The following is a 12,065-nucleotide window of genomic DNA, read 5'->3' on the forward strand; positions in this document are numbered from 1 at the left end:
TTTCCAGCCTCCTATAGCCCTAACTCCTTTTTAATCTGTTCTTCTGGCCACCAGCTTCTTGGGCACTGCACGTAGCAGATTCCACATTTTATGCAGCGGTCACTGTTCAGTTCCGGCCTTCCGTTGGTCATATCAAGGGCCCTTGTCTGGCAGGCCATTGCACATGTTCCGCATCCAATGCAGAGACCCTGGTTCACGACCTTTGTCTGAAGGTCGCATCCGCATGCTTCGGTGTAACCTGCAAGGTCCAGCATTGGCTGCAGGTAATCCATATCATTGTTGAGAAGTGCAACAACGGTCTTTGCTATTATTTCAGGTGATGGTGGGCATCCTGGCAGTGCAAGGTCCACATCTATGAGGTCTGCTATCGGTACAAAGGACTCGTGTGATGGCTGTGCCTGCTGGCCACCCCTTGAGTACCTTGTGAAGCAGCCTGTTGCTGCGCATGAACCGAATGCGCAGACCAGTTTAGCCTTTTCCCTGAGTTCTTTGAGTTCGTGCAGGCTGTGTTCGTCCTGCAGACAGACAGAACCCTCCACAAGGGCCAGGTCCATCTCTGGCATCTCCCAGAGATCCACCAGGGTCTGTCCATATACTATGTCCACCATATTGGTGAGCAGTTCTGCGAGAATGTCGTAATTTTCAGTTAACGACATGGCGTCTCCGGTACATCCACTCAGGTGAATGTAACCTATTCTTGGTTTTGCATTTTCTTCAGCCACTTTTTCAACCTCCTCTTTTGAAGCTCCAACAGGTTCCGATTTTTCCTTTTCGGGTTCTTCCCTCTTAGCTTCAGCCTCCAATCCTAAAAATCTTTTGATTCGGGCGATTAAACTCATTTAGAAACCCCAATCTCCTCTAAGATCATCTGAATGGCCCTGGGAATAGCCTTCTTTACCGGGGGTGTGAGGCCCATTTCCACATTGGGAGCTGATATCTCCTCGGGTTTACACCCAATTACCACAACGTCAATTTTTTCACTGAGTTCATGGAGGGGCTGGCTCACTGGCCATGTGTGCATATTCTCATAGGATCCCTTTGGAATCTCAGTTACGTCGAATTTTCTGAGGGTTCCGGGTTCTGCATTGAATTCAACAACGTCCACAACTATCATCTTCTTCCACTGTTCATGTGGCAGTGAGAAGACAAAGTGTGGACCGCCAGTTCCAGCGTCTATGAACATTACATTTTCTGGTTTTTCCTTATCCTTGAAGTATTCTTCAAGGGCCTTGATAACCTCTGGGCCGAATCCATCGTCCTTGAAAAGGATGTTTCCACAGCCCACCACTAGAATCTCAGCGTCGTATGGCATGTTATTCCCTAGATTTTGACCATTTCGTTTTTAATCACTGATTTGTCCTCATCATCAACAACCATCACGTGTGTTGCGCATGAGAGACATGGGTCGTATGCACGTATAACGTGTGGTCCGTATTCATGGTGGAATCCTTCGGTTGCTGGACCCATTGTTGGGATGTTCCAGGTTGTTGGGACAAGTGCGCTGTAGAACTGAATCTTGCCGTTCTCAACCTTGGCCATGTGCACGTCAAGTCCCCTAGGAGCTTCTATTGCACCTATACCCAGTTTACCTGTACCTCTCTCATCGAAGTCTGCCCTTACAGGTGCTGATGTGTCGAGTTCATCCAGTATTTCTATTGCCCTTGAGAGTGCAGTTTTCATCTCAAGTGCCCTTGCAACGTGCTGTGCCACAACACCTCTTTCCTTGAAGCCCTGGAATTCGACCATCCTTGCCCTTGGGCCGACCTCCACGTTTCTTCCATCGTAGAGTGGTATTGTTGAGCAGGCCCTCTTGGCTATTTCAGGGTCATCGTACCAGCTTTCTGGCATTATCTCTGTGAACCTGTCAAGGTCGAATTTTGTCCTGTCACCATATATCTGGTGGCTTGCGAGTGTGGGCTGGTTGTGGACACCAAGACCTTCTGGAAGGCCCTTGTCCTCTATGAGGCCAATCATGAGTTCAACGTGTTCATTAACCTTTGGTTTGAGCTGTTTGAGCCTTGCGTAGAGCCTTTTTCTTGCAAGTTCTGTTATGTTGTCGGCCATTCCACCTATCCTCACATCTGATGGGTGGATACCCTCACCTGCCACCATGTCAACTACGTACTGTGCATTTTTCCTTATCTCAGAGACTGAGTTTATGGCATCTGCCATCAGGTTTTCAGGCACGAAGTCAGGTGCTATGAGGAAGTGGTGGATTGCATGGCTGTTTACGTGGTGTGCAGCCAGTGTGAGTTCCCTGAGGAGTCTTCCGGCCTTTGGAACCTCAATGTCAAGGGAGTCGTCTATTGCCTCAACGGAAGCCAGTGTGTGGGGTATAGGGCACACTCCACATATCCTCTGAACCATTACTGGAGCTGTTTCAGGTGCTTTACCTGTCACCATTTTCTCAAGGCCCCTGACAGGAGTAATACTGAAGTATCGCCCCTTTGTCACGATTCCTTCATCATCGACTTCCATGACAAGTTCTGCATGTCCTTCTTGTCGTGATGTCGGCGATATAACAATCCTTTCGCTCAAATGTATCACCTCTTGTTTTTAAAGTTCAAAAAACCTTCAATATTATAACTATTTTTAAATGTTATAAGTTTTTCAATTATAAAAAAAGTGAAAACTATTTATATTATGTTGTAAGTGAATTATTATTAGTAGAAAATCTACTTTATAATATTAATTTTTTATTCAGTAATACTGAATATTTATTTATATATGTACCCACATAGTCCATATGTGTTGTCAAACACGCAAGAAGGTGAGTTGATGATAAACTCAAAGATCCTAGCATCAGTGGCAATAGTCCTGATAATTGGAGCTGTTGCAGCAGGTTATCATGTGAGTCAGAATTCCGAAACACTGTGGAAGTTCACCAACCCCCAGGGGGGTCAGAGCCAGGGCCCACAGCAGGGTGAGTCAAGCGTCCACAGTGAATCCCCCTCAACCACATCATCTCAGGGTGGCAGTGGTTCAGGTTCAGGTGGGGCTTCAGATATGAATGTGAAGATCTCATCTTCAGAGGCAAAGAGCATCGCGCAGAAGTACATAAAACAGGAGGGTGCCACTGCAGGGACCCCAAGGCTTGTTACGTTAAACGGTAAAAGGGTTTACATTGTGCCCGTGGAGATTAACGGCCAGGCCGTTGGGGAGATCTACATTGACCCCATCACAGGCGAAAACCTTGGAGGGGCTGGTGGTGCTCCATGATGATCAAAACAGAAACCGAATGCTGTACAATTTATGCGGAGGATGTTGAGGATGCCGTTGTCCTTGAGGGCTCCCCTGGTGTGGGGCTCATAGGCAACATCCTCGGGTGGCTCCTTGTTGAGGACCTCAAAATGAAGGAGATAGGGTACATTGACTCCAAGTACTTCCCTCCACTTGCGGTTCTCTACAAGGGGGTCGCAATACATCCCTTCAGGATATATGAGGGGGAGGGGATAGTGCTCTTCCTCTCGGATTTCATCCTTCCACCTGCGGTGGTCTATGACATGACAAATGCAATTGTGGACTGGATGACCCGCAACAGCAGCAGGGAACTCATAACCTTCAACAGCATGGTTGTCCGTGAAAAGTCGCAGCCGGTTGCAGGTGCAGGTAACAGCCAGGAGGTCATCCAGAGACTCGCAGATCTCGGAATACCCATAGTCCCCTTCGGTAACCTCAACGGTATTTCAGGAACACTGCTTACAAGGTGCGCTGTTAAGGATATACCTGCCTCATGCCTCTTTGCAGAGATACTAAACCCCTACCCCGACCCCAGGGCCGCTGCAAGTGTTGTTGAGGTTCTAAATGAGATGCTGGGTACAAATGTTAACCCCGAGCCACTCCTACAGGAGGCCCAGGCCATAGAGTCACGCCTCAAGAAGCTCGCAGAGACCGTTCAGGGGGAGGCAGAAACACCCATCTACATGTAAAAGTTTATATATGAAGAGATCCAATATCTTTTTACTCTTTTGGTAGGGCCCGTAGCCTAGCCAGGATAGGGCGTCGGACTTCTAATCCGAAGGTCCCGGGTTCAAATCCCGGCGGGTCCGCTAAAAACAGGTGAGTACGGAGGGGCCCGTAGCCTAGCCAGGATAGGGCATCAGACTCCTAATCTGAAGGTCCCGGGTTCAAATCCCGGCGGGTCCGCTCACATTTTTCTATTCTGATTTTAAGGTTGACTTATAAAGGTATCTTTTAAATAAAAAGTCAATTTCCGTTGATTATAAATCTACCTGAAGTATGCGTCAAGTGTCTCGGCAGGGAACCTTATCTCACCGTATTTACCCCCGCCGCCGGGTATCACGGTGAGTGAGCCCTCTCGAAAGGCCTCAACTGCCACCGCAACACCGGCATCGATACTTCCAATATCCTCAATGGGGGCACTGAGAAGGACATCGATCTCTGTCCCGAACTCCCCCACAAGGCCCTCCCAGATGCCCTGCACGAACTTTGTTGTGACACCCTTACCATACTTCATCCCTATTATCTCTGCAAGGGGCATGATATGGACATACGGCGGCCTGTGGGGGGGATGGTGTGGCTCATCCCAGGTTGAAAGTTCATAGATCCTGTAGTCAACACCCTTCTTGATCCTGCCTCCGCAGGGGCATTTCATCTTCATCTGAAGTGCCTCTTCAGGGCTGTAAATCCTGTAGCACCTTGTACATGCGGTCATATGGTACTTTCCAAGGCGGGGGTCCAGGCCATAGTTTGCCCTGATCCTGCACTTCCTGATTGACCTTTTGAGGGATGTGAAGGATATGTCATCCATTTCAAGCTGGTTGAACTCCCTCCCAAGCCTGTGGGGCCACGGTGAGTGGGCATCTGAATTTGTGAGGAATGGTATATCTGCAAGTTCAGATATCTTATCGGCCATTTCAGTGTCCGCAGAGAGTCCCAGTTCAAGGAAATCCGGCCTTTTTCCGTAGCAGTCCATGTAGGTGTCATATGATTTGTACATGCTGGTCCATGGTGTGAAGGCATGTGCCGGACCCGCGATACCATCGTATTCATGTACCATTTCAAGTATCTGGGCCCCGTTCATCCGCACCCTGGGTCTTCCATCTGAGGTGGTGGTTGAGGGCATCCTCTCCCCCATTTCCTCTGCAGCCTCCAGGGATGGAAGTATTATGAGGTGGTGAATCCTCCTTGAGTCCTCAACCTCCGCGGTTATTATGAAGCTGCACTCATCCCGCACATACACACCATCCCCTGCGTATTCCGTGGATTCCTCAATGATTTTCCTCCACCCAGGGTGGAATGCGTCCCCTGTTCCCACGATATGGAGGCCCTTGAGTTTTGCCTGGGGCGCTATTGCTTCAATGACCATGTTGCGGGATGTTGCCCTTGAAAAACAGCTGTGTATATGTAGATCGGCATTTAAAATCATTTAATCAGCCAGAAAAAATAATTGAGAGTTAACCTATGTAACGGAGGTCCTCCTCGCCGGGTTTGAGATTCAGCCTGTCAATCATCTCCTGCTCCATCTGCTGGGCCCTGGAGATCATCTTCCGTGTCTCCTCTGCACGCTCCTCGAGTTTCTCAAGGTCAACCTGGAGCTTTGTCATCTCAAGGAGCACCTCCAGAAGCGCCCTTGCAGCCTCCGCATCTATGAAGTAGCCTGGTGTTTCACCCATGAGGCAAACTCCACGCATACCCCTCATCCTTCCCATTCCAAGGAGTAGTCCCGATGCACCTATTATACCCCCATCTGCAGAGCGAAGGATAACATCATGATCTTTAAGGCTCTCAGCAAGTTCCATGTCCGTGGCTGCACCGTAAACCCTTGCCTTTTCAACAGGCTGGCCGGTTGCAAGTCCTCCAAGGGTGTATATCCTCTCAACCCCGTAGCCCTCAACAAAGTCGAGTATCATGCCGCAGATCTCATACTGGCCCTCAGGTGAAAGACCCTGGGTGTTCCCAACAAGTATTATATAATCCCTTTTATCCTCACCTGCATCCCTGAGGTAGTAGAACTCGTTCTTCATTGGTTCAACTATGCCATTCTCATCTACCAGAACCTGTGGTGGGAATGATGGAGAGTAGAGTTCAGCGAACCTGACAGCCTGGAGTTCATCTATTATATGGTCAGCGGCGAGTTTCCCGACATGCCCTATCCCTGGAAGTGCCTCAATGAAAACCGGGCTGGAAAGTTCAACATCCTCCAGAATATTTATGGTTGTTTCCCTCATTTTATTCACCACTACTTCTCAAGTAAAACCTCTCTTTTGAGTCTTCTCCGGTATTCGCCATACCTGTCCTCAGGGGAAAATTTTGGGGGATAAACAACCCCTGTTGATCCACCGCAGCGGGGGCATACATCCCTAAGGGTGTACTCCATGCATGAACGGCATCTTCTCATCTTCATGTCAGTTCACGGAGGAATTCTCCCTCTCCACCCTCTTTTTCCACTATATCTATGCACCTCTGGGCCGCTTCCTTGAGCTGTTTCTCGGCCTTGAGGTAATCTGTTGATTTCACTATAAGCCTGTACCTGGGGGCCCCGACGGCCTGGACGGTTATGCCCTCATCCTGGGCGGATTTAAGGGCCTTCCTGATTATTTCAACACCGTTGGGTGCATATGACTTTATATCAACATATCCTGTGATCTGAACCTCGGGGGGTGTTATGTTACGTTTGGCAACCTCTGTTATGACAGCGGCCCAGTCCTCTGGGACGCCCTCCTCCAGAAGTGCATTTTCACCCTCCTCTGCAGCGGTTTCAAATGCGCCGTAGAGGTCGCCGAATATGTCCATGAGTTCGTATCCGACCTCCTCGTAGGCCGTGTCGAGGTCCTTTCCCAGGTCCTTTGCTGCCAGTTCAAGGAACTTTTCAGCCTTCTGCTCTATCTTCCAGGCCTGGATCTTCTTTGTACGCTGGTCCTCCCTTATCCTTTTCATGGAAACATCCACGTGCCCCTTCCTTGGGTTCACGCGGAGGACCCTGGCAACTATCTTCTGGTTCTCCCTTACGAAGTCCCTTATATTCTTAACCCATCCAGAGGATACCTCGGATATGTGAATGAAAGCCTCCTTCCCTGGATATTCCTCCAGGGTTGCGAAGGCGCCGTAGTTGAGGACCTTGTGAACGGTCCCAACCACCAGTTCACCCTCTTCAGGCCATTCATTTTTTCTTCTTACCATGAAAAACACCTAGATTAATCCAGGACCTCTAGAATCTGGGCTTTGATCTTTGATTTTCCTCCTGTTGGCTCAACAAGTGTTTTACCGCAGATTATGCACTGGACGTATGAGGCTGCCCTGTCAAAGACCACCTGCTGGTTCCCGCAGTCCATACATTTAACCCGGAGAAAATTACCTTTCGTATTGTAGAACATCACACATATCACCCCTAGGCTACAAATTCAACTCTTCCAGCCCTGAAGGACCTTTTCTTGATGTGTGATTTTCCACATTCCTTGCATTTGAGCCTGAGGTCAAGTTTCTTGACGGGTTTGTTACCTGAGGGTAGCGGACGTGGGTAACCCCTGTAACCGGCTGTTACACGTCTAAACTGCCTCTGACCCCATTTGAGTTCACTTGCCTTTCTTCTTTTTGATTCAAGTACCTCGTGAACTGTGTGTTTTCTACAGTTTGGACAGTAAGTTCTTCTTTCCTTGGGAATCTTCATATCTAATCACCTCTTAAGTGAAAAAGTAAGCCTTTAAAATAACTGGAACTTTTTTTATACTGGGTTAGTATATCTCAAATCTCTATTTATACCTTTGTATGGAACCTTTCAGACAGACAGAAATGTACCAGGAGAATGGTATTTATGAGTACCTTATCCTCCTGCCCTTCCTTGCATTTATAAACACATCTGCATTGAGCGATGGGAGTGTAACAATGTCCTGCGGTCGAAATGGGCCGTAAATTTTTTCATCGACCCCCATTATCCTTGCAGGCACCTCCTCAAATATCAGCACCGTCTCAATGCCTCCCCTATCATCCAGTGCATTGGCCCTGATTTCATTTTCAGAGGGTTGGGAATCTTTTTTCTTCGGCTTCTGGATAACTTCAGGTTCTGCACGGGGTTTCTTTTTCTCTTTATCAAGTTCTATCGAAGGAATTATTTTCTCCCTGAATTCCCTCAGGGTCTCTATAAGTGAAAAGTAGAGTTCCTCCTCCTCGGGTGTCATGTTGAGGGGGGTTGTATCCTGGAGGTCAAACTGGGGTTTCCCGTTGAACAGGTGGTATGACCTCTGGACGTTCATCACTGCACTGTCTGTTATCTTGTGCTCCCTTCTCTCGCAGATCTCGGTGGCTATCCTCTGGGTGTCCCTTATAAGGTAGTGTTCCTTTGCAAAGGGGTCATTTCCAACCGCCTCGAGGAGATCCTCCAGGTAGCTGTGGACCCTCTCATAGAAGTCATCACCAACCCTTGCAAGACCGCTTTCAGTTCTCTCCTTTTTCTGAATCCTCCTCAGTTTCTGAAAGAATTCGTCCAACCCCATTCCTCACCAGCAGTTATTCCTCTGCCTCGATTCTTGGAGCAAGGAGGAAACTCAGCTCTCCCTCATTGCTGGCCATCTTCAGTGTTAGTTTAAGGGGCATGTCATCTCCCAGGTTGATGATTGCTGTCTCACTGAACTTATCGGCCTTGAGCATCTCCTTTATCTTGTCAAGTGAGTAAACACTCCTTGCAGGTTTAGTTATCTTTTCACCATGGAGATATTCTATCTCGGCGTCTCCGAATTCCCCCTCGGCAGATGCCATGAAGCGATCCTCATCAACACGGAATGTTATCTTATCGGAGAATATGTCTATATCTGCTATTGAGTCCTTGAGGAGCTGGAATGGCACCTCAAATTCGTTCTCATACTGGATTTCAGGAGGACTTGGGGTTTCATATTCAATGTCAATCAGCCTTATCTTGAAGGTCCTTACTGCCTCTCCCTCAAACTGGACTATAAGGTTCCCCTCATCGGTTGATAGTATAACCCTGTCGTTTGCCTTGGCCCTCTTGAGGACCTTCATGAGTTCCTCTGTATCCACGTTTATTTTCTCTGGTTCATCGCAGACATATTCATCGAACAGTTCAGATTTCAGTTCAAGGTGCACGTATGTGATATGGGACCTGTCAAGGGCGTCGAGACGCAGGCCTTCGGCACTGATCTGTATCTGAACCTCATCAACAATGGATGATATGGCATCGAAGCTCGTCCTTAAAATGTTAGGATCATTCAATTCTGCCTTGAACATTTTCGTCCTCCTTATCCTATATAGCTAGATATTGGGGTCATTCTTTATATACTATTTCTCCTCTTTTTCCTCTTTCCCTGTTTCAGCACTCTTAACCTGTTTATAGAATCTTTCAAGGGGGGTCCTGCCTACAATGCTCTGTACCATTGAGGCACCCAGCAGCAGGAGACCAGTGAGTATGAGGAATGCTGCAATGACTGTGTTCTCACCTGAGACAACGTTATCCACAACCCTCTCTGATGAGCCGATAATTGCGATTATTCCTGCGATTATAAGGACCGCTCCAAGGGCCATGGCTGAGTACCTGACTATTTCATCCCGGTACCTTATTATCAGTGTCACCGGGAACCCATGATCAGATTCATCATTCTGGATTTCTTCCCTTATCCTTGATATGAAACCCTTCAGAAACTGGGTTCCTCTGGTTTTTCCTTGTTTTCAGCTCCGGAATCTTTGGTTCCGGTTTTTTCGGTGCTCATCGTGAACCGTCCTCAATCTTCAGAATCTAAAGCAGAGCACTTCATGCCTCAATCGTATTCCCTCCAGGTGTACTTGCAGCGGGTGCACCTGAAGAACCTTGTTTCAGATTCATCAGCCCTTCTTGTCTGCTGCAGCCACCAGAAGGCCTCCATGTTACCGCATTTTGGGCATTCCACCCTTGTTGTTGGTAGTGTGCTCACATCATCTCCTGTGAATATGACGTTGTCCTTTGATTCAACTTCCTCTGAAAAGTTGTATTTGTCCTTGAGTTTATCTGTGATATCCTTTTCATAGCCACACTGACAGCTGAATTTTCCCTTCGCAGGAAACATTACAGCTCCGCACTTGGGACAGAACTCCATTTTCTTCCTCCTGATAAGAGAAACTAAATTTTTTGATTTTTAAAATTTTTCTGCAATGACACTTATAATTTTTTTGATTTAATTTACTCCATTCTGGTTTCTAATGGATTTTATGAAGTCATCAAGTATCCGTGAATGGTCAAATGCAAGGTTATCATAGGGTATATCCTCAATATGAAACACCCTGGCTTCGGCAGCATCGGATCCTCCAACAGGTCTTCCTGAAGCAACTGCAGTGAAGCAGATGCTCACAGTGTGTCCCCTGGGATCCCTTGAGGGGTCCGAGTATACGCCAAGAAGACCCTCCAGTTCCACCTCAAGTCCGGTCTCCTCGAGGGCCTCCCTCCTTGCAGCTTCTTCCACTGTTTCTCCGTATTCAACGAATCCTCCTGGAATGGCCCATGAGCCCTCATATGGGGGTTTTCCCCTCCTTACAAGTACCAGGGTGTTCTCTGATAACCTTATTATCACATCCACCGTGAGTAGTGGTGTCCTCATATCAATACCTCATGCGCTGCCCCTTGACTCACCAAGTTTAACCCCTGATGCAATGAGATGTGCCGCCCGGAGGGGCTCGGGAATGGAACTTCTGGTCGTTGAGAGCCTCACAATCTCAGCTGCATCCTCCTGGTCTATACCGGCAGTCTGTATGTAAACTGTCTCGGTGGATTCTACCCGGTGGATCTCCCCGGCGTCATCTATCATCTGCCACCTCTTCTTCCAGTCAGGGAATCTGTGCTTCAGGGCTATCCTTATCCCCTCAAGGTCAGGGTATTTGCGTACAACCACTATGACAGGGAGTCCAGTTCTTGAGGATATCTCATTTATATCCGCCACGTTGAAGCCGCCGAAGGTGAGGCCATCCAGCATTATAACCCTCAGCTGGTTGAGGTGTCTTGAGCCATTCACCATTTCAACTATCTTCTCTGTGGCATCATCCCCATCCACCCTTATCTTCGTTGTGAGGACCCCGTCAAGCCAGTGCCCTCCCCTGAAGACTGTGCCCACGAGGAGCACGTCCTCGTCACTTTTGGGTGTGAATGGGGCGTCATCTATCCCGAGAATCCTTATCTCGGATTTTATCTGCCTGAAATTACGGTTCTCCATAAAAAATAGTTAGGCGGACTCTATGAGTGACCTGAACTCATCGCATCTCTCAATTAGAGTCCCAGCTGCCTTGATGAGTGATTTCTTGGGGCTCCTTGCCCTTATGTAAAGCTGTGGTTCCCCCACTATGGGGTGGTCGATGGAGTAGGCCGCGGCCTTAACGGTTTCATCCTCCATCAGTATGCTCCTCAGTACATTGCAGAGGGTGTGTGTTTCGCCCTCGAATACTATCTCCATTTCATATCTCTTGTTAAGAATGATTTCCATTTTTCATTACCCCTTAACCTTCATAATTCGCTGATAGTTTCCTTTTTTCCCTGTTTTCACAGTTGGGACACCTCACCTCGTCCCTGCCGTTCATCTCCATGAAGTGCCTGCACCTTGTGCACATGGCCTTTATGACACCAAGGTCACGGGATGAGGTCTGGAGGTCTATACCATCAAGGCCCATAACCTTCGTAACCCTTGCCTCCACTATATCCCCTATCCTGAAGGCCTCTGTAAGTTTAGAGAGGTAGCCCTTCTTTGCCTGTGAAACATGGACGCCCCCAACAAAGTAGGTTGCAAGGGCCCTCCTGTTACCCTTGATGCTGTGTATTCTCACAAGGGCCCTCTGGCCCCTCACATCTATTACCTCTCCAATAACCCTTGAGCCTGTCCTGAGGACGGGGGGTGTGCTGAACTTTGAGATTACCTTTATGCTCTTATTCCTATCATCCCTTGCAACCTCTCCAACAACAAGGGACTTTATTTCTCCATCGTCGTCGTAGGTCCCCTCTGAGGGGAGTACCTCTTCACTTACAGCTAAAAAGTCTCCGGGAAAAACTATGTCCCCAGATTTAACTTTCATCCATTCACCTCTTGAAGGTAAAAACAATACCTCATAGTTATAGTGGGTTATGATTACTTTCTGAT

19 protein-coding genes and 2 tRNA genes are annotated in these 12,065 nt (G+C 48.0%); 4 read left to right on the forward strand and 17 right to left on the reverse strand.

Annotated features, from left to right (window positions below; all coding sequences use genetic code 11):
* Nucleotides 1–11: 11 nt before the first annotated feature.
* From frhG to frhA, 3 genes are read right to left on the reverse strand one after another with little or no spacing between them, the layout of a single operon-like run.
* Nucleotides 12–839 (reverse strand): coenzyme F420 hydrogenase subunit gamma, encoded by an 828-nt coding sequence (frhG, locus tag MTBMA_RS08225; RefSeq protein WP_013296465.1) that lies wholly within the window; start codon nt 837–839, stop codon nt 12–14.
* Nucleotides 836–1,312 carry a coenzyme F420-reducing hydrogenase, FrhD protein gene (gene frhD, locus MTBMA_RS08230; protein WP_013296466.1) on the reverse strand — a complete coding sequence of 159 codons (477 nt, stop codon included), beginning with the start codon at nt 1,310–1,312 and terminating at the stop codon, nt 836–838. The genes frhG and frhD overlap by 4 nt, the downstream gene beginning before the upstream one ends.
* A gap of 8 nt (nt 1,313–1,320) precedes the next feature.
* Nucleotides 1,321–2,538, reverse strand: coding sequence for a coenzyme F420 hydrogenase subunit alpha (gene frhA / locus MTBMA_RS08235; protein WP_013296467.1), 1,218 nt, complete (start codon nt 2,536–2,538; stop codon nt 1,321–1,323).
* 240 nt (nt 2,539–2,778) lie between these two features.
* Here frhA and MTBMA_RS08240 point away from each other — a divergent pair, with 240 nt between their 5' ends.
* The 4 genes from MTBMA_RS08240 (at nt 2,779) to MTBMA_RS08255 (ending at nt 4,146) form a co-directional block, all read left to right on the forward strand.
* Nucleotides 2,779–3,219: a PepSY domain-containing protein gene (locus MTBMA_RS08240; RefSeq protein WP_013296468.1), complete on the forward strand. Its 441-nt coding sequence runs from the start codon at nt 2,779–2,781 to the stop codon at nt 3,217–3,219.
* Nucleotides 3,219–3,929 (forward strand): proteasome assembly chaperone family protein, encoded by a 711-nt coding sequence (locus MTBMA_RS08245; RefSeq protein WP_238523370.1) that lies wholly within the window; start codon nt 3,219–3,221, stop codon nt 3,927–3,929. The genes MTBMA_RS08240 and MTBMA_RS08245 overlap by 1 nt, the downstream gene beginning before the upstream one ends.
* Before the next feature lie 45 nt (nt 3,930–3,974).
* Nucleotides 3,975–4,049, forward strand: a tRNA-Arg gene (locus MTBMA_RS08250).
* A 22-nt stretch (nt 4,050–4,071) separates the two neighbouring features.
* Nucleotides 4,072–4,146: transfer RNA gene (locus tag MTBMA_RS08255), tRNA-Arg, on the forward strand.
* Nucleotides 4,147–4,228: 82 nt separating this feature from the next.
* Here the strand turns inward: MTBMA_RS08255 and MTBMA_RS08260 are convergent.
* The 14 genes from MTBMA_RS08260 to MTBMA_RS08325 all read right to left on the reverse strand — a co-directional run bounded on the left by MTBMA_RS08260 (nt 4,229) and on the right by MTBMA_RS08325 (nt 12,000).
* Entirely contained in the window at nt 4,229–5,389 is a 1,161-nt protein-coding gene (locus tag MTBMA_RS08260; protein ID WP_013296470.1) for a TIGR00375 family protein, read from the reverse strand.
* A gap of 28 nt (nt 5,390–5,417) precedes the next feature.
* On the reverse strand, nt 5,418–6,191 hold the full coding sequence (locus MTBMA_RS08265) for a proteasome assembly chaperone family protein (protein ID WP_013296471.1): 774 nt from the start codon (nt 6,189–6,191) through the stop codon (nt 5,418–5,420).
* 11 nt (nt 6,192–6,202) lie between these two features.
* Complete coding sequence (locus MTBMA_RS08270; protein WP_013296472.1) at nt 6,203–6,367, reverse strand: RNA-protein complex protein Nop10; 165 nt, start codon at nt 6,365–6,367, stop codon at nt 6,203–6,205.
* On the reverse strand, nt 6,364–7,143 hold the full coding sequence (locus MTBMA_RS08275) for a translation initiation factor IF-2 subunit alpha (RefSeq protein WP_013296473.1): 780 nt from the start codon (nt 7,141–7,143) through the stop codon (nt 6,364–6,366). The genes MTBMA_RS08270 and MTBMA_RS08275 overlap by 4 nt, the downstream gene beginning before the upstream one ends.
* A gap of 14 nt (nt 7,144–7,157) precedes the next feature.
* A complete protein-coding gene (locus tag MTBMA_RS08280) occupies nt 7,158–7,337 on the reverse strand; it encodes a 30S ribosomal protein S27e (protein WP_013296474.1) in 180 nt (59 codons plus the stop codon).
* A 14-nt stretch (nt 7,338–7,351) separates the two neighbouring features.
* Nucleotides 7,352–7,630 (reverse strand): 50S ribosomal protein L44e, encoded by a 279-nt coding sequence (locus tag MTBMA_RS08285; protein WP_013296475.1) that lies wholly within the window; start codon nt 7,628–7,630, stop codon nt 7,352–7,354.
* 142 nt (nt 7,631–7,772) lie between these two features.
* A complete protein-coding gene (locus tag MTBMA_RS08290; RefSeq protein ID WP_013296476.1) occupies nt 7,773–8,447 on the reverse strand; it encodes a DNA replication complex subunit Gins51 in 675 nt (224 codons plus the stop codon).
* A 19-nt stretch (nt 8,448–8,466) separates the two neighbouring features.
* Nucleotides 8,467–9,201: a proliferating cell nuclear antigen (pcna) gene (pcn, locus tag MTBMA_RS08295; protein ID WP_013296477.1), complete on the reverse strand. Its 735-nt coding sequence runs from the start codon at nt 9,199–9,201 to the stop codon at nt 8,467–8,469.
* 51 nt (nt 9,202–9,252) lie between these two features.
* On the reverse strand, nt 9,253–9,543 hold the full coding sequence (locus tag MTBMA_RS08300; RefSeq protein WP_013296478.1) for a hypothetical protein: 291 nt from the start codon (nt 9,541–9,543) through the stop codon (nt 9,253–9,255).
* Nucleotides 9,544–9,728: 185 nt separating this feature from the next.
* Entirely contained in the window at nt 9,729–10,043 is a 315-nt protein-coding gene (locus MTBMA_RS08305) for a transcription factor S (protein WP_013296479.1), read from the reverse strand.
* 78 nt (nt 10,044–10,121) lie between these two features.
* Nucleotides 10,122–10,541 carry an NUDIX domain-containing protein gene (locus MTBMA_RS08310; RefSeq protein WP_013296480.1) on the reverse strand — a complete coding sequence of 140 codons (420 nt, stop codon included), beginning with the start codon at nt 10,539–10,541 and terminating at the stop codon, nt 10,122–10,124.
* A gap of 9 nt (nt 10,542–10,550) precedes the next feature.
* Nucleotides 10,551–11,150, reverse strand: a complete 600-nt coding sequence (locus MTBMA_RS08315) for an endonuclease dU (protein ID WP_013296481.1) — start codon at nt 11,148–11,150, stop codon at nt 10,551–10,553.
* Nucleotides 11,151–11,159: 9 nt separating this feature from the next.
* On the reverse strand, nt 11,160–11,417 hold the full coding sequence (locus tag MTBMA_RS08320) for a DNA-directed RNA polymerase subunit L (protein ID WP_013296482.1): 258 nt from the start codon (nt 11,415–11,417) through the stop codon (nt 11,160–11,162).
* A gap of 13 nt (nt 11,418–11,430) precedes the next feature.
* Nucleotides 11,431–12,000 carry an exosome complex RNA-binding protein Csl4 gene (locus MTBMA_RS08325; protein ID WP_013296483.1) on the reverse strand — a complete coding sequence of 190 codons (570 nt, stop codon included), beginning with the start codon at nt 11,998–12,000 and terminating at the stop codon, nt 11,431–11,433.
* Between the last annotated feature and the right edge of the window lie 65 nt (nt 12,001–12,065).

Origin of the sequence: Methanothermobacter marburgensis str. Marburg (assembly GCF_000145295.1) — an archaeon.
Lineage (GTDB): Archaea > Methanobacteriota > Methanobacteria > Methanobacteriales > Methanothermobacteraceae > Methanothermobacter > Methanothermobacter marburgensis.